The sequence below is a fragment of the Massilia sp. UMI-21 genome, from assembly GCA_015277795.1.
Lineage (GTDB): Bacteria > Pseudomonadota > Gammaproteobacteria > Burkholderiales > Burkholderiaceae_D > Telluria.
The window spans coordinates 4,600,619-4,618,874 of the sequence record CP063848.1; the positions used below are offsets into that span (position 1 = coordinate 4,600,619).

General features: G+C 64.3%; 8 protein-coding genes and 1 pseudogene. 1 reads left to right on the top strand and 8 read right to left on the bottom strand.

The window, feature by feature from the left end; genetic code table 11:
- Positions 1–233 precede the first annotated feature (233 nt).
- The 3 genes from dnaE to IM543_20250 all read right to left on the bottom strand — a co-directional run bounded on the left by dnaE (position 234) and on the right by IM543_20250 (position 9,136).
- Complete coding sequence (gene dnaE / locus IM543_20240) at positions 234–3,731, bottom strand: DNA polymerase III subunit alpha (GenBank protein QOY93839.1); 3,498 nt, start codon at positions 3,729–3,731, stop codon at positions 234–236.
- A gap of 107 nt (positions 3,732–3,838) precedes the next feature.
- Entirely contained in the window at positions 3,839–7,777 is a 3,939-nt protein-coding gene (locus IM543_20245) for a DUF4214 domain-containing protein (GenBank protein QOY93840.1), read from the bottom strand.
- Positions 7,778–8,014: 237 nt separating this feature from the next.
- The gene (locus IM543_20250) at positions 8,015–9,136 is read right to left on the bottom strand and encodes an acyltransferase (protein QOY93841.1); all 1,122 of its coding nucleotides are present in this window, start codon (positions 9,134–9,136) and stop codon (positions 8,015–8,017) included.
- A gap of 159 nt (positions 9,137–9,295) precedes the next feature.
- On the opposite strand from IM543_20250, the pseudogene IM543_20255 reads away from it, so the two are divergent.
- Positions 9,296–10,114: pseudogene (locus IM543_20255) on the top strand (sulfurtransferase).
- Between the two features lie 139 nt (positions 10,115–10,253).
- On the opposite strand, the gene IM543_20260 reads toward IM543_20255, so the two are convergent.
- The 5 genes from IM543_20260 to ltrA all read right to left on the bottom strand — a co-directional run bounded on the left by IM543_20260 (position 10,254) and on the right by ltrA (position 17,814).
- Positions 10,254–10,832, bottom strand: coding sequence for a DUF4214 domain-containing protein (locus IM543_20260; protein QOY93842.1), 579 nt, complete (start codon positions 10,830–10,832; stop codon positions 10,254–10,256).
- A 173-nt stretch (positions 10,833–11,005) separates the two neighbouring features.
- The gene (locus IM543_20265) at positions 11,006–12,361 is read right to left on the bottom strand and encodes a TolC family outer membrane protein (protein ID QOY93843.1); all 1,356 of its coding nucleotides are present in this window, start codon (positions 12,359–12,361) and stop codon (positions 11,006–11,008) included.
- 1 nt (position 12,362) lies between these two features.
- On the bottom strand, positions 12,363–13,724 hold the full coding sequence (locus IM543_20270) for an HlyD family type I secretion periplasmic adaptor subunit (protein QOY93844.1): 1,362 nt from the start codon (positions 13,722–13,724) through the stop codon (positions 12,363–12,365).
- Complete coding sequence (locus IM543_20275; protein QOY93845.1) at positions 13,724–15,523, bottom strand: type I secretion system permease/ATPase; 1,800 nt, start codon at positions 15,521–15,523, stop codon at positions 13,724–13,726. The genes IM543_20270 and IM543_20275 overlap by 1 nt, the downstream gene beginning before the upstream one ends.
- Before the next feature lie 923 nt (positions 15,524–16,446).
- Positions 16,447–17,814 carry a group II intron reverse transcriptase/maturase gene (ltrA, locus tag IM543_20280; protein ID QOY93846.1) on the bottom strand — a complete coding sequence of 456 codons (1,368 nt, stop codon included), beginning with the start codon at positions 17,812–17,814 and terminating at the stop codon, positions 16,447–16,449.
- Positions 17,815–18,256: the final 442 nt, after the last annotated feature.

An 18,256-nucleotide genomic window follows, 5' to 3' on the forward strand; every position in this document is an offset into this window, starting at 1 on the left:
TGTCGGGTGCAGCCGCCCACCCTACGGGAAGCAATGTGCCCTGGTAGGGTGGGCGGCTCCACCCGGAACGTGGCAACGACGCGGCGCAAACGCCGCCCGCGCGTTCAACTCCCCGATGAGCAGACGTCACGGCCAATCAACTGCTGGTTGAACGCGCGGGCGGCGCCCGGGCGCTGGCGAAGCACATGGTCGGGTGGAGCCGCCCACCCTACCTAGCGCCCACCCCACAAGAATCAGTACTCCACCGCCACATCCTTCGCCCCCAGCGTCAGCTCCAGCTGCTGCTTGAGCGTATCCGAGGGCGCCACGCGCCAGTCGTCGCCCAGCTGCAGGATGGCTTCCACGCCCTGCGGCTTGATGCGCAGGCTGACCGGCATGCCGTCCTGCAGGCGGTGCGGCTGCAAGACCTCGGCCAGCTTGGCCGGGTTGATGTCGCAGCCCACGTCCATCTCGAGCTTGAAGCCGTACTGGATGCGCGCCGCGGCGATGTCGAAGGCCTTTTCGGCCGTGATGCGCAGGCCGCCGTTGAAGCGGTCTTCCGAGACCTTGCCGACCACCAGCAGGAACTCGTCTTCCTTGAAGATATTCTTGTTCTGCTCCAGCAGCTCGCTGTAGACAGTCACTTCCACCACGCCGGTCTTGTCGTCCAGCGCCACGATCAGGATCTTGCCGCGCTGGGTCATCTGCGTGCGCACGCCGGTGATCACGCCGCACAGCATGCGTGGGTCGCGCGACGGCTCCAGGTCCTTCAGCTTGGTCTTGGCGAAGCGCCGCACCTCTTGCGCGTAGGAGTCGAACATGTGGCCCGACAGGTAGTAGCCGAGCGCGATCTTTTCCTCGGCCAGCTTCTGGCGGTCGGTGAAGGGCGTCGCCTTGACGTACTCGGGCGGGGCCACCAGGTCGGAATCAATCCCGCCGAACAGGCTGACCTGGTTGGCCGCGGCGGCGGCCTGGCCGGCCGCCTCCATCGCGAAACCGACCGATGCCAGCAACACGGCACGATCGACCCCGAACGCATCCATCGCGCCGGCGCGGATCAGCGACTCGATGGTGCGGCGATTGATCTGCTTGCGGTCCACCCGCATGCAGAAGTCGAACAAGTCCTTGAACTTGCCGCCGCTTTCGCGCGCGGCGATGATCGCCTCGATCGCGCCCTGCCCCGCGCCCTTCACGCCACCCAGGCCGTAGCGGATGTTCGAGACCTGCTTGCCGGTCACCGAACGGGGCTGGCCCTCCGGCGTGAAGCGGAAGTGGGACTCGTTGACATCCGGCGGCAGGATGGTCAGCTTGCAGACCTCTTTTGCATCCTCGACCAGGATCTTGATCTTCTCGGTGTCTTCCATCGCCAGCGACATGTTGGCTGCCATGAACGCGGCGGTGTGGTGCACCTTCAGGTAGGCCGTGTGGTAGGACAGCAGCGCATAGGCGGCCGCGTGCGACTTGTTGAAGCCGTAGCCCGCGAACTTCTCCATCAGGTCGAAGATCTCGTCGGCCTTTTCGGTGGAGAGGCCGTCCTTGGCGGCGCCGGCGCGGAAAATCTCGCGGTGCTCGGCCATCTCTTCGGCCTTCTTCTTACCCATCGCGCGGCGCAGCATGTCGGCGCCGCCCAGCGAGTAGCCGCCGACGATCTGCGCCATCTGCATCACCTGCTCCTGGTAGACCATGATGCCGTAGGTCTCGGACAGGATCGACTCGGTGCGCGGATCGGGGTAGTCGAACTTCTCGCCGTGCTTGCGCTTGCAGAAGTCGGGGATCAGGTCCATCGGGCCCGGACGGTACAAGGCGACCAGCGCGATGATGTCCTCGAAGCGGTCGGGACGCGCGTCCTTCAGCATACCCTGCATGCCGCGCGACTCGAGCTGGAAGATCGCCACCGTCTTGGCGTCGGACAGCAGCTTGTACGAGGGCCGGTCGTTCAGCGGCAGCGTCTCGAGGTTGAAGTCGGCGTCCTGCGGGTCGAGCGCGCGGATGTAGTTCACCGCGCGGTCGAGGATGGTGAGCGTGGTCAGGCCCAAAAAGTCGAACTTCACCAGGCCGACGGCTTCGACGTCGTCCTTGTCGTACTGCGAAACCACGCCGGCGTCGCCGCCCTGGGTGTACAGCGGGCAGAAGTCGGTGAGCTTGCCCGGCGCGATCAGGACGCCGCCGGCGTGCATGCCGATGCCGCGCGTGATGCCCTCGACCTGCTGGGCGAGCTCGAGCAGCTGCTTGACCTCTTCCTCGTTCTCCTGGCGTTCCTTGAGCAGCGGTTCCTCTTCGATCGCCTCGGCGATCGAGACCGGCTTACCCGGCTTGAACGGGATCAGCTTGGAGATGCCGTCGCAGAAGTTGTAGCCGAAGTCGAGCACGCGGCCGACGTCGCGGATCGCGCCTTTTGCGGCCATGGTGCCGAAGGTGGCGATCTGCGACACTGCATCACGTCCATACAGATCTTTGACGTGCTGGATGACGAGTTCGCGCTTTTCCTGGCAGAAGTCGATGTCGAAGTCGGGCATCGAGACCCGTTCCGGGTTCAGGAAACGCTCGAACAGCAGGTTGTACTTGAGCGGATCGAGGTCGGTGATCTTCAGCGCGTAGGCCACCAGCGAGCCGGCGCCCGAGCCGCGGCCCGGGCCGATCGGCACGCCGTTGTTCTTGCCCCACTGGATGAACTCGGCCACGATCAGGAAGTAGCCCGGGAACTTCATCTTGATGATGGTCTGGTTCTCGAACTCCAGGCGCGCCTCGTAGCGCGGGCGTTCCTTCTCGCGTTGCTCTTCGTTCGGATACAGCTGCACCAGGCGCTCTTCCAGGCCGCGCTTGGTCTCGAGCACCAGGAAGTCGTCGATGCTCATGCCGTCCGGGGTCGGGAAGTCCGGCAATTGCGGCTTGCCCAGCGTCAGGGTGACGTTGCAGCGCTTGGCGATCTCCACCGAGTTGGCGAGCGCGCCGGGCAGGTCGGCGAACAGCTGCGCCATCTCGGCCGAGGTCTTGAAGCACATGTTTTCGTTGAAGCGGCGCACGCGCTTGGCGTTGGCCAGCATCTCGCCCTCTGCGATGCAGACGCGCGCTTCGTGGGCGATGAACTCGTCCTTGTCCAGGAACTGCACCGGATGGGTCGCCACCACCGGCAAGCCGAGGCGCCCGGCCAGCGCCACCGAATGGCGCACGCCCTGCTCCTGGTTGGGCTGGCCGGCGCGCTGGATCTCGATGTAGAAGTGGCCCGGGAAGATGCGCGCCCAGCGCTGGGCGGCACGCTCGGCGCGCTCGATGTCGCCCTGGTCGATGGCCTGGCCGACGTCCCCAAAAGCCGCGCCCGACAGCACGATCAGGGCGTTGGCCTGGTCGGCATCCGGTTCCAGCGTCGAGGTCGACGTGGCGAGCGCCTCCAGCCACTCGACGCGGATCTCGGCGCGGCCCTTGTACTGGTTGGTGAGCCAGGCCTTCGAGAGCAAATCGCACAGTTGCAGGTAGCCGGTGCGGTTCTTGGCCAGGATGAGCAGGCGCGAGGGCTTGTCGCGGTTCTCGTCGTTGGTGATCCAGGCGTCGACCCCGACGATCGGCTTGATCCCCTTGCCGCGCGCCGCCTTGTAGAAGCGCACCAGGCAGAACATGTTGGCCAGGTCGGTCACGGCCAGCGCCGGCTGCTTGTCCTTGGCGGCCGCGCCCACGATGTCGTCGATGCGCACGAGGCCGTCGACGATGGAGTATTCGGAGTGGACGCGAAGGTGGGTGAAGATCGGGGAAGTCATCCGGGTATTTTACCGCGCCCGGGCGGGCGCGGCATGCCGGATTTGCCATGCAGAACTGAAACGTGGCGGCCGCGCCAATCGGTGCGGCCGCCACCGGAACCGCGGCGTCAACCGCCCGGAATCCCCACCTGCGAGCCGATCAGCTGGATCTGGTCCGGGTCCGGGGCGCCGCCGCTGAACATCGCCACCAGCGTCAGTTCACCGGCATCGATGCTGGTGTTCATGTTCAGGTTGTCGACATACAGCAGGGCTGCGCCGCCGCTCCCGTTCTTCGCCAGGATGAGCAGGCTTTCGACGGGTGACGCATTGCTCAGCTCGATCGCGCCGTTGAGTGTCGCCAGCGTCTGGGTCAGGCCATAGCCGTACAGCGCGCTGGTGATGGCGCCCTGCACGACGATCTCGACCGCCTCGTCATGGGCATCGACCGCCACCTTCGGCCAGGCGCTGCCTGGAGGGCTCGCCTGCGCGGCACTGTTGTCGGCCCAGCGGATACCGTCCCATCCGTCGCGCTCGATGCGCGCCGCCGCGTCACCGGAGAACAGGATGGTATCGCCGGCGCCGAAGCCCAGGATGAGATCCTGCGCGGTGCTTTGCAGCACCCGGTACTCGATGCCCAGGTCGACGCCCGCCGCGAAAACGGCATCCTGCCCGCCGCCGGTTGCAATCGTGGACGACAGATGCGGGCCGTAATAGGCGCCACTGAACTGCATGTTGTCCGCGCTGTTCATTTCCGGCGTGATGAAGCTCAACGCGAAGCCTTCCTGGGAAAACGCACCGTCGACGCCGCCGGCGAACAGCATCTGTCCCGCTTTCAGGTAACCGTCGCGGGTCGCGAACGTCAGGTCCTGCCAGCTCATCGCATACATGCCGGCCTTGATGGCGGCGCCGAAACGCAGCATTCCATCTGTCGGAATGCCGAACGCGAACCCGCTGGTATGCGCCGGGTCGGCCAGCCCCGTTACCAGGTTCACCAGGCTGAGACCGCTCTTGTCGAGGAAGCCTGCTTCGCTCGGATCGATGGTGGAACGCTTGATCGAACCGTCCTGGGCATTCAGGAACAAGGCGCCGGGATTGCCGGCAAGGGAATAACCGACGGACGCCAGGTTCGACGGCTGCAACGCCTGCGGGGCGTTCGCATCCACCTTGAACGACAGGGTCGCAGCCGCGCTTTCGTTGCCGGCCTGGTCGACCGCGCGCACTTCGACCGACTTGTCGCCGTCACCGGCAGCAGTGAAAACGGCGCGGCCGTTCTGGTCGGTAGTGCCCATTTGCCACGCGTCCTGTGGGCCGAAGCGGTATTCGAACGTGGAACCCGACGTCAAGCCGCTGACCTGGACGTCGCCGATCGCCGTGATCAGGTCGTCGGGGATGCCGGTATCGCTCACCAGTGCGAGCGTCGGCGCGGCCGGCGCCTTGGTGTCCAGCGTGAAGCTGAAGCGGATGGCGTCGCTGACGTTGCCGGCATGGTCGATCTGACGCACGTAGAACGCGTTCGCGCCTTCCTGCGCGACCGGCTTGTCGCCAGTCCAGTCACCCAGGCCGTCCACGCTGAACTGGACGGTGGCGCCCTCTTCCGGGATGACCGTATAGGCCCCGACATTGGTCACCCCATCCATGTCCTCCAATGGCGGGCGTCCGCTGTCCACATCGAGCACGACAAGCGGTGCCGTGGGAATCATGTCATCCACGAGCGCGTCCAGCGCGCCCATGTCGAAGCCTTGCAGGCCGTCGAGCAGCGCCCACTCCTGCGCGGACAGCGTATCGGCCAGCACCACCGACTGCGCGCCCGCCAGCAGGGCCTCGATTCCGTCCACGAACACGCGCTGGTCCGGCGCGCCGGTGAAGATGCCGGCCTTGGTGTCGACGATGCCATAGGCGGCGATCTTGCCCTCGCCAAAGCTCGGGGCCGCGAAGGCGATGTCCGCGGCGCTGCCCAGCAGGCGCACGCTGCCGGCGTAGTCGCTGGCGTCGACCAGGCGGATATCCGACGGGTGCGACACGCTGTCGAAACCGGCGCGCGCGATGGTGTCGGCGGTCAGGTCGACGGTGACGGCGTCGGTGGCGGTGCCGGCAACGCTCAGGGTGAACCCGCTTCCGCCCAGCACGAACGCCGGCTTCGGTGCTTCGGCGCTGATCGTGAAGCTCAGCGCATCGGAGGCCTGGCCGACATTGCCGGCAGCGTCGCGCTGGCGCACCAGCACGGTGCGATTCTCATGGCCCATGGCCGACAGGTCGAGCTCGGCCTGGCCGCTGCCATCGTTCACGGCGCCGAAGGTCCAGGTGGCGCCGTCGTCGAGACTGTATTCCCAACCGATGCCGCCGGCAGGTTCCAGGCCCGTGATCGCAAGCCGGGCGACGCTGGTGATGCCGTCGGTCGGGCTGGCGCCGTCGTCCTCGACAAGGGCGATGCGCGGCGTTCCCGCCGGCGCCTGGGTATCGAGCACGACCTGCACGCGGTGGGTCTCGCTGACATTGCCTGCCACATCGGTCTGGCGCACCGTGAAACTGTTGGCGCCTTCGTGCAGGACCGGCTTTTCGGCAGTCCAGGCCGGCAGCGTGGCAGGCGGGAAAGTCGGCACAGGCATCGGTATCAGCAGGCCGGAAACGGGATCGAGCACCATGATGAAGCCCGGCATGGCCGGTGCGGCATCGGCCAGGTACTCGACCTTGGCGCCGGCCTCGATACCGCCCAGCGTAAACGACGGCACATTGGTGATGTCGTTGCCTGCGCCAAGCAGGGGATCGGCCTGCATGGTGTCGAACATGACGTAGGGCGTGGCGACGTGGCTGTCGTACACGATCGCGGTGCTGGTCGTCGCGACCGGCGCACCGCCGGCCTCGACGACACGCAGCGAAACCACGGTCTGCAGGTCGTCGTGGCTCACGCTGGAGACACTCGCACTCGAGCCCGCATCCGGCGAGCTCACCGACCTGGGCAGGATCGTCCCGCCGACCGGCGCGCCTGCGCCCAGGTCCAGGCCCTTGATGGTGACGAAACGTCCGCTCGCCGACATTTCCAGGCCATCCCTGTGCCAGTTCTGGCCATCGGTACTGTATTCGAACTGCTGGCCGCTCGCCAGCGCCCGCGAGTAGCTGAAACTGACGTCGGCGATGCGCACGTTGGTGACGTGGTCGGCCGGATTGGCGTCGCCGATGTCATGGGCGACGCTCTCGAAGGACAGCGACAAGGCTGGCAAGGTCGGCGTCGGAACGACCGCGACCGGGGGCTCGGGCGGGTAGACCACGTCGACCGCGGCCGGCAGGCCGCCCTCGGCCAGCGCCGCCACCACGTCCTTCAGCGTCGCCTCCGCCGGCATCACCTTCAGCACCTTGTCCATGCCGCCGCCGCGCAGCAGCGATTCCAGCGTGACCGGATCGCCCGCCGCCGCCTTGGCGGTGTCCGCCAGGGCCTGGGCCAGCGCGACCGGATCGCCCTTGCCGCGCGCGGTGTCGAACAGGCCGAGCAGGGTGGAACCGGTGGCGATCGCCTCGACCACCTGCGGGTTCCTGGTGGCGGTGTCGGCAAACGAGACGGCGGCCTTGACCAGCGCGTCCAGGTCGTCCTGGGTGGCGCCCGGCGTCACGGCGCGCACCAGCACCCGGGCCGCCTCGATCGAGGCATAACCGCTGTACTGGGTACTGCCGGCTTCGACTGTGGCAGTGAAGAGGTCGGCTGCCTTCTGGCGCATGTCGGACAGCGTGTAATCGCTGCCCCGGGCGCCTTTCAGGATCTCCAGGGAGACATCGGCCAGCGACGCGCGCCCGCTTTCGACCGCCTCCGTCCAGAACGCCAGTCCCGCGGCGTCGGGTGCGCGGTTGAAGAGCTGCTCATAGATCTGGGTGATGCGGGAAACCGCGCTGTTGGTGCTGAAGCGCACCTGCGCTTCTTCCGAGGTGGCGAAGGACGCCGTGATCCCGGCGAGGTCACCCTCGAAGCGAGCAGTCTGCTCGGTCCAGAATGCCAGGCCTGCCGGATCGGCCGGACGGCCATAGAACGCGAGATAAAGGGAATTAACGACGGAGACGTATTCTTTAGGGGTGCTCATGGTCTACTCGAAGGGGAAGGGATCACGGAATATTGCCGTGTGGCACGAGTATAGAAACCCCGATCGAGCAAACTCAAGAACTTAAAATTAATTTTGAAAATTTGTAGGTTTTTTCCTACATTTTGTATATTAAATACAATAGAAAGGTATTTACACCAGGTTAAATGGGCTTCTTTTGAACGGTGGCCGAATATTATTCATATTGAAATGATGGCAATCCGGCCACACTGCCCTGGCTTACGAGTGTGTCGCGCTGAGGGTGGTGCGGCCCGCGCCATAATTGCGCCGCATCCGCAGGAACGGTTCCTCGATGATGTGGTAGCTCAGCGTCGCCAGCGCCCAGGTGGCGCCATAGGCCACCGCCAGCATGATGAGCCCGTCCAGCCACGGGGTGCCGGTCGGCGCGACCAGCTTGAAGCCGGCCGCGAAGACGTGCAGCAGGCCCATGTGCAGCAGGTAGAACGAGAAGCTGATCTTGCCGCCCTGCCCCAGCACGCGCTCGAGCATGCCGGGCAGGCGCGGCCCGAACGAGACCCAGGCCAGGATCAACGCGGCCCAGCCGGCGCTCTCCAGCAGCGACCACCAGATCCAGAACGTGGTGCGCGGCGTGGCGCCGAACGGGGCGACGCGGTGCATCAGGGCGGTATCCCACGCTACCAGCGCCACGCTTGCCACCAGCAGCAAGGGCGCCCAGCGCTCCAGTCCGGCGCGCCAGCGGGCATGCAGCATGGCCGCCGCCATGCCGATCAGGAACTGGTCGAAGCGGCCGACCCAGGTGCTGAAGTACATCAGCGTGCTGTTGTCGTTGACCGTATAGGCCGCGACCTTGAAGAAGGCCATCAGCACCAGCCAGCCGCCCAGGTAGGCGATGCCGCGCTCGAGCGTGAAGCGCGCCAGGAAGGGGAACACCAGGTAGAACAGGAATTCCAGCGAGATGGTCCAGGCGGCGCCGGTGATCACCGTGCCGGAAGTCGGCGCCAGGCCCAGGTTCGAGGCGAACAGGTAGAGCAGGTCCTGGGGCACGAACTTGTCGCGGCCGATCGAGGTCGCGACCAGGAAGATGACCAGGTAGAGCGGCACGATGCGCAGCACGCGGTTGCGCAGGAAGTCGCGGTAGACGATCTCGCGCCCGGCACCATGCTGGTGCAGGGCAATCTGCATGAACAGAAAGCCCGACAGCGTGAAGAACAGGCCGACCCCGGTGTGCCCTTCCGTGATCAGGGCCGTCCACGGGCCGTCGAGCCGCATGCCGCCGTTGCCTGCGTATTCGAGATAGAAATGGAACAGGAAAACCAGGGTGGCGGCGAGCCAGCGCAGCTGGTCGAGCCGGGGGTTGTACTGGATGTTCAGCGAGTGCATGGTGGGTCCGGCCTGCCGTGACGGCCGGCCTGTTGTTGAGTCCGGCTATTCTAATGCCGTTCATGCAAAATGCGGCCGATTTCCCCGGCCGGCCGCCGCATCCGCCACCAGCTGACTTATAATAGTCGGCTGTCTTCACCGCCCTACGTTCCCGCAGCCATGCACGTCAATATCGCCGCCTACAAATTCGTCACCCTCGACAACCTGGAGGACCTGCGTCCCGCTTACCAGGCCATGTGCAACGAACTCGGCCTGAAAGGCACCGTCCTGTTGACGCCGGAAGGCATCAATATGTTCGTGTCCGGCCCGCGCGAGCAGATCGACCGGTACCTGGCCTGGGTGCGCAGCGACGCGCGCCTGGCGGACCTGGAGTGGAAAGAAAGCCTGTCGCTCGAACAGTCGCACAAGCGCATGCTGGTGAAGATCAAGAAAGAAATCATCACCATGCGCATGCCGCTCATCAAGCCGGAACTCGGCCGCGCGCCGTCGGTGGACCCGAAGACGCTCAAGCGCTGGCTGGATGCGGGCCACGACGACGATGGCGTGCCGGTGGTGATGATGGAAACCCGCAATGCCTTCGAAGTGGACGTCGGCACCTTCGAGAACACGCTCGACTACCGCATCGACAAGTTCACCGAATTTCCCGAAGTGGCCGCCCGGCACAAGGATGAGCTGGCCGGCAAGACCGTGGTGACCTTCTGCACCGGCGGCATCCGCTGCGAAAAAGCGGCGATCCACATGAAGGAAATCGGCTACGACCGCGTCTACCAGCTCGAAGGCGGCATCCTGAAGTATTTCGAGGAAGTCGGCGGCGAGCACTACCAGGGTGACTGCTTCGTGTTCGACTACCGCACCGCGCTCAACCCGAAGCTCGAGCCGACCGAAACCGCGCAGTGCTTCGCCTGCCGCGCGGTGGTGACGCCGCGCCAGCAACTCTCGCCCGACTACGTGGTGGGCGTGTCCTGCCCGCACTGCGCTCCTGGGCTGCACGCGCAAGGCGCAGCGGGGACGGCCGCCGCACAGGGTGCGGCCGACCCAATCTGAAATTTTCTTTCAACGCGGCACTGCGTTTGAAATACTATTTCAGTGTGCGTGGACGCCAGGTCCACGCGTGTTCTCACATGAAGAAGCCGGTATCCTCGAAGCCGGTCGTGCCGCCACCGACGATGCGCGCGATCACGCTGTCGATCACGCCAGGGTCCATGGCCATCGCGGCCGACTGCAGGTCCTTGATGCCGGCGATCCAGTCCACCGCAATCTTGTTCGCTGCCATACCCGAGTAGGCCGTCTGTTCGGTCGGCAGATCCAGGTGGGCGGTGAACTCGGTGGCTGCCGACACTTTCGCGTTATAGGCAAACAGGTCGGAGCCCTGGGCGCCGGCGGCAATCTGGGTCACCATGTTGTCGACGGTGATCTGATTGTTGTTGAGCAGGTTGGCCCAGTAATCGACACCCGCCGTCTCCGCCTGACGACCGAACAGGTTGTCATAGACTTCGGCGACCTTGGCACGGGTGTCCATGCCGGCATAGGTATCGATGTATTCCTGCGAGACCGAAAACTGGCGCGACAGCTCTTGCAGGGCATTGGGATTGCTTGCCAGCTGGGTGGTCCAGTACGTCAGTCCTGCGGCGTCAGCCGGGCGGCTGAAGTAGGAAATATACAGTTTTTGCACCGCGGTGGTGTTTGCATCTGCCATGTCGACCTCCATTTAGATTGGTAAATCGATATTAGCCCAATCGAAAAAAACAGGTCGCAAAATACTGAAGAGTGTGCGATTTGATTACATTTAGAATCAATTTCCTGAAAGATAGAATATCTTGACAGACGATGAAGGCAGGAAAGTTTCGCCGAGACGAAACTTTCCTGGACTCATCGGAAGTATGCGGCGATCTCGCGCACCGAATCGGATTGCAGGGTGCCGGCCGCGGCGCGCAGGCGCATCAGTCCCACGAGGTAGGAATAGCGCGCCTGGGCCAGATCGCGCTGGCTGGTGAACAGTTGCTGCTGAGCGTTGAGAAGGTCGAGGTTGATGCGCACGCCGCCCTTGATGGATTGCTCTGTGGCAGTCATCAAGAGCTTCCCGGATTCGGTCGCCTTGATCAGCGCGTCGATTTTTCTTGAACTGCTCATTACCAGGCTGTGGGCTTTTCGCAACTCGACCAGGATCTGGTTGGTGCGCGCATCGAGTTCGGCCTGGGCGCGCCCATACAGCGCCGCTGCCTGACGCGTGGTGGCGTTGACTGCCCCGCCCTGGTAGATCGGGATGTTCACCTGAACGCCGAGCTGGCGGTTGGTTTGCTGTTGGCCGCGGTTGGTCAGCGTCTCGTTGTCGCTCTTGCTGTACACGCCGACGAAGTCCACGCGCGGATAATGTCCGGCCCGGTTACGGCTGATGTCCAGGCGCGCGTTTTCCACTGCCAGCCGGCTTGCCGCCAGCGTATTGTTGTGGGCAAGCGCCAGCTTGCTCCAGTCCTCGAAAGACACCGGATCGATCGGCACAGGGCGGAAACCGTCGCCCAGGCGGTCGAGCTCGCCCGGATCCATGCCGATCACCCCTTCCAGCGTGTTGCGGGCCGCGACGACGTTGTCCTGCGACTCGATGAGCTGCGCTTCGGCAAGCTCGAGCCGCGCCTGGGTTTCCAGCATGTCGGTCTTGGTGCCCTCGCCCTTTTCGAACAAACGCTGGTTGACCTTCTGCATTTCCAGGTGGGCGTCGCGCTGGACGCGGGCCAGCGCCAGCTGGTCCTGGGCGAACAGCACGTCCAGGTAGGCGCTGACGACGCGCACCGACACCTCATCGATACCGGCCTCGTAGGCCTCTTCGCTTTGCGCCGACTGCACCTTGCCCTGGCGGTAGCGCGCGATGGCTTCCATATTGAACAGCGGCTGGCGCAGCTGGACCACGGCCGAACGGCTGGTATAGCGCGGATGCTCGGTGGTCGGCAGCACACCGAACTGCAGGTACTCCTGGTCCGCCACGTTCTTGCCATAAGAATAGCTGCCTGAGACCTGCGGCAGCAGGTAGGAACGTCCGATGATGCGATTTTCCTTGCCCGACTCGTTCTCGTAGAAACGCATACGGAAGGTCGGGTCGTTCTTGATGGCGGCCTCGTAGGCCTGGGTCAGCGACACGGCGCCGGCGCCGCCGGCAGTCGCCGCCAGCAGCACGCCGAGCACGCCGGCGCGCAGCGCCAGGCCACGCTTGCGATTCGGTGAGGTCCGCATCTCAGTCTCCGCTCATCGAGGTCTGGGCGCGATCGATGATCGGCTTGATCAGGTAGTTCATCATCGTGCGCTCACCGGTCTTGACGAACAGCTCCACCGGCATGCCTGGACGAATATCCATCTTGTGCTGGGCGATCATCCTGGCGCCGGCCGGGGTCACCTTCGTGCGCACCACGTAGTACGGCATGCCGGTGCGCTCCTCGACGCTGCGGTCGGCCGCCACGTTGACGACTTCGCCTTCGATGTGCGGCGTCTTGTTGGCGTTGAACGCCGAGAACATCAGCTCGACCTTCAGGCCCGGATGCACCTTGTCCACCAGGTTGGTCGGCAGCTGGCCTTCGACCACCAGCGGATCGTCGGTCGGCACGATGTCCATCATCTTGAAGCCGGGCGGCACCACGCCGCCGTTGGTGAACACCGCCAGGTTCATGACGGTGCCGCCGGCCGGGGCCTTGACCTCGACGTTCGAGAGCTCGAAACGCTGTGCCTGAAGACGGGCGCCCTGGCCCTGCGCTTCGCGCTGGACCTCGGACAGCTGGGTACGCACTTCCTTCTGGTACTCCTGCATGCGCTGCGACTTGCGCAGGCTCAGTTCGACCACCTGGCGCTGCGCGCGGCCGATGTTGCCGATGTCTTCGGACAGGGCGCCGCTCAGCTGGGCGTAGGTGCGCTCCAGGTCGAGCAGGCGGTTGCGCGCCACATAGCCTTCCTTGGCCAGGTCGCGCATGCCGCCCAGCTGCTCCTTCAGGAACACCATCTGCTCTTTCTTGCTGTTGCGGGTTTCTTCGAGACCGCGGATCTGGAGCTTCAGGCCGGCAATGTTTTCGTCGATGGCGCCCAGCTCGCTCTGCAGCGAGGACTGGCGCGAAGCCAACAGTGCGTTCTGCAGGGCGATCAGCTCGGCCACTTTCGGCTCGTTACGGCGCTGCGCGATCGGTTCCGGGAAGCGGATCGTCTTCAGGCCGTCGCGCTCGGCGGACAGGCGGGCCTCGGTGGCGATCGCCGACAGGTACTGGCTCTCGGTCGCCTCGACGCCCGCCTGGGCGATCACGGCGTTCATGCGCGCCAGCACCTGCCCTTCCTTGACCACGTCGCCGTTGCGCACCAGGATTTCCTGCACGATGCCGCCGCTCTGGTGCTGCACCGCCTGGCGGTTCGATTCCTTGGCCACGGTGCCGCTGAGCGGCACGCCCTTGTCCAGCGGGGCCAGCATGGCCCACAGGAGGAAGCCGCCGACGCCGACGAGCACGATCAGCCAGCCGAGGCGGCTGAAGGCACGCGCATCGGTGTTGACTTCGAGCGGCGTCGCGTCATGGGCGACGACGTCGGCCGGGCCTTGCGATTGTTTCTGGATCAGCTTCATTATTTTCCTTCTTCATTCGTGGTCGCCGCGGCCTGGGCCGCCTGGGCCGCCTGGGCCGCCTGGGCCGCCTGGGCGGCGCGAGCCTGCTGCTGCTGTGCGGCCTCCAGCGCTTTCTTGTTGGCCTCCTGCAACGCAGCGAGCACCTGCTGCGTCGGGCCGAACATGTGCACCGCGCCTTCGCGCATCAGGAGCAGCTTGGTGGTCATGCCGATCGCGGCCGGACGGTGGGTGATCAGGATGATGGTCTTGCCGCGCTGGCGCAGGTCGGCCACCGCGCTGACCAGGGCCGCCTCGCCGGCATCGTCCAGGTTCGAATTCGGCTCGTCCAGCACGATCAGCGCCGGGTCGCCGTACATGGCGCGGGCCAGCGCGATGCGCTGCTTCTGGCCGCCCGACAGGCCGGCGCCGCCGTCGCCCAGCTGGGTGTCATAGCCTTCGGGGAAGTGCAGGATCATGTCGTGCACGCCGGCGCGCTTGGCCGCCTGGACCACCTTGTCGGCATCGATGTCACCGAAGCGGGCGATGTTCTCGCTGACGGTGCCGCCGAACAGCTCGATATCCTGCGGCAGGTAGCCGACGTGCGGGCCGAGTTCGGCCTTGTTCCACTGGTAGATGTCGGCGCCGTCCAGGCGCACGTTGCCCATCATCGAGGGCCATACTCCGACCAGCAGGCGCGCCAGGGTCGACTTGCCCGAACCGCTCGGTCCAAGCACGCCCAGCACGTCGCCCGGCGCGATCCCGAACGACACGTTCTTGACGATCGGGGTCTTGACGCCCGGCGGCGCGGCGGTCACGCCTTCCAGGGCCAGCGCACCTTTTGGTGCAGGCAGGGCCATGCCGGCCGACCGTGCAGGATTGGCTTCCATCAGGGCCACCAGGCGTTCGTAGGAGCTGCGGGTGCTGGACCAGCTTTTCCAGACCCCGATCACCTGCTGCACCGGCGCCAGCGCGCGGCCGACCAGGATCGACGCGGCAATCATCATGCCAGGGGTGATCTTGTTTTCAAGCACCAGCAGCGCGCCGAAACCGAGTACCAGCGATTGCAGCGAGGTTTGCACGAACTTGGTCGCGGCGCCGATCGAGCCGGCCTTCTGGCTGGCGTCCGCCTGCAGGCTCAGAAACCGGCCGTGGCGCTTGAACCAGCGACCCAGCAGGTGCGGCAGCATGCCCATCGATTCGATGACTTCGGCATTGCGCAGGTTGTTGGTGGCCAGGGTGCTGGCCGAGATCGCCATGCTGTTGGCTTCGGCCAGCGGTTCGCGGGTGACGCGCTCGTTCACGATGGCCAGGATCACCAGGATCGCCGTACCGAACAGCGCAAACAAGCCCAGCGAGGGTTGGAAGAAGAAGATGACGATCAGGTAGACCGGGAACCAGGGGGCGTCGAAGAAGGCGAACAGTGCGTTACCGGTCAGGAACTGGCGCAGCGTGGTCAGGTCGTTCAGCGCCTGGCCGGCGTTGCCGCCCGCCTGCTTCAGGTTCTGCTCGAATGCCGCGGTATAGATCCGCTTGTTGAGGGTCATGTCGAAGCGCGCGCCGACGCGTACCAGCACGAAGGAACGGATCAGCTCCAGCCCCCCCATGAACAGGTAGGCGCCGAGCATCAGGATGGTGAGCATCGCCAGCGTGACTTCGTTGCGGCTGGCCAGCACGCGGTCGTAAACCTGCAGCATGTACAGCGAAGGCACCAGCATCAGGAGGTTGATGATCGCGCTGAACACGCCCACCGTATAGAAAGTGCTCTTGAAGGCGGTCAACGCCTGTTGGATCTCGTTCTTTTTATCCAAAAGTTTTTTCATATGCGCTTTGCTTGACTGAGAAACCGGCGAGGATTCGCGGCATCGCCTCACAACCCCGGCGTGTAAAGAAGAAATTGATCAGCGCGCACATTATCCGACAAAAAGTATAAAAAATGTGATGCTCGTCACAAAAATCTTGTGTGGCTGCAACAAAAAGTAGCAGTAAAGCCAACGCAGGCCAGGGGCCAGAGCGGCATAGGGGGCGGTCCGAAGGCCCGCTCCCCTGTTACACCACCCGGCATGCGGCTCCGCACCGGGGGGCGGTTGGAACGGTTGAGATCATCGTGCCAAGTCCTATGCACCATGCCTGTTTTCATCTGTTTCCAACCCCGGTCGATCGAGTTCTTCGCTGTCATGCAGGCCGTCAGCTTCACCTTGGCCCTTGCTTGACGAGCCCCGTTTCCGGGCATCTGAAGCATTCCCTCCCGAATGGTCGAGGAGATTCCAACTCCCATTCCTTCGGTCCTTCAGCCCAGTCTTTAGCCTCACCGGCCAAACCGGCACCAACTACGACCTCTGCTGACTTCTCGCTCCGGTTTGCACCGTCGCCCTTTCAGCCACAAAGTAATATCTCCCCAAGCAAGAGCGCTCTCCTTCCCTGCACAACCGCCAGATTGACGCCACCTCGCACTGACCACAAGAGCTTCGCGGAATGTTGCCCGTGCCCCCCCTGCTCGGCACCGCCTTCTATCCGACTCTTGTCCATCGGCTCGCAATTTCGATCCACGCTTCCTCTCCACGCTCGATCACCGTCACGCAGTTGCGCTTCACTTCGCTCACTGTAGTCAGCTCGCGGCGGGACTTCCACCCGCAAGAGTGCGCTCACGCTGAGCGCAATCGGCATAGGGGACGGCCCTGAGGGCCGCTCCCCTGCCACACCACCCGGCATGCGGGTCCGCACCGGGCGGTTCGAGTAGTTGAGGTCAAGACAGGCGAGGTACACCGAGTCGGTCGAAATAGCCGATAGTCATCACTGTTTTGAGTAACCTATCGCTGTTGTGCCACCAGCGGCGGCTGTTCGCCGCTACGTGCCTCGCTGCCGACGGCCAAGCCCCAAGTTTAAGGAGCTCCCGATACATGGTGCTTCCGCGCTTCCAGTGCTTGAGCTGGATAGCCCGCAGCCTATGACGCAGCCATTCATCGAGTCTTTGCCAGACACCGGGCGTCTGCGCTAATTGGAAATACCCCTTCCATCCCAGCATGTAAGAGCGAAGCCTTTGCACCACATCCGGCATGCCGCGCCCACCGGAACGGCAGGTCAGCTCCCGGATGCGCTGCTTGTACGCCTGCAGCGGCTTTTCCGCCACCTTGCGTTTGACCTCGCCCCCATGCCCCACCCACAGGCTGTAACCGAGAAACTTGCGGCCGAAGACGCTGGCCACGGCGCTTTTGCTTTCGTTGACCACGAGATGCAACTTGGCATAGCAGCGCCGCAGCAGCGTCATCACCCGTTGGCCCGCTCGCCTGCTCCGCACATACACGTTCGCATCGTCGGCATAGCGCGCAAAGCGATGACCGCGCCGTTCCAGTTCCTTGTCCACTTCATCGAGCATTACGTTGGCAAGCAAGGGGCTCAGGGGACCGCCTTGCGGCGTCCCTTCGCTTCGTTCCTGCACCACGCCATGATCCATGATGCCGCTGCTCAGATAGGCACGTACCAGCCGGATCACTCCAGCATCGTCGATGCGTTTCCTCAGGCGATCAATCAGGATGTCATGGTTGACCCGGTCGAAGAATTTCGACAGGTCAACGTCAACCACGATTCTCAGACCAGACTGGACGTACGAGTGGGCGGCTAATACCGCATCCTGCGCACGCCTGCCGGGCCGAAAGCCGTAACTATGCTCGCTGAAGGTGGGATCAAGTATCGGTTGCAGCACCTGTAACAGTGCTTGCTGGATCAGCCGATCCGTCACCGTCGGGATGCCAAGCTCGCGCTCGCCACCGTCGGGCTTCGGAATCGTCACCCGACGTACCGGGCTGGGCCGGTACGTCCCTGTCAGCAGTTGTTTTCGTATGTGCGGCCACTCGGTTGCCAGCAGACGTGAGGTCTGGTTAATATCCATTCCATCCACACCGGCCGCTCCCTTGTTGGCACGCACACGCTTGAACGCCCGCCGCAGGTTCTCTGTCGTCAGCGCCGCTTGCAGCACCGCTGACCCCGTGCCTCCGGTTGCATGCCGCGGGCAGAACGCTTCGTCGCTGAAAGCATCGAGCATGGCTTCACCTTGCCCTACGGCTTCCCGCCCCGCGTTAGCAGGCATCTGACGCTGTGCCTTCTGCATCGACATATCGGATTCACTCCTACTCGTTCGGTCCTTCGTCGGCGGAGTCGAGCCTTCCCGGCGCTACCTCCGACTACTATGACCTCTGCTGAGACCCCGCTCCGACCTTCGTCGTCGCCCTTTCAGGCACAAGGCGGGGCGTCCCCAGGTAAGGGCCGCACTCCTTCATCACACAACCGCCACATTTACACCACCTCTCCTTGACCACAAGAGTTTCGCGGTTTCTGGCCCGCTCGCCCTGATCGGCAGCGCCTTCTATGTGATTCGTGTTCCTCGGCTCATGATTTACGCTCCACGCTTCCTTTCCACACTCGGTCACCCTCATGCAGTTGCGTTTCACTTCGCTCACTGTGGTCAGCTCGCGGCGGGACTTGCACCCACAGAAGTGCGCCCATGCTGGGCGCACCGAAAAAATCTATGGTCCCCCTCCTTTTTGCAAGCTGATTTT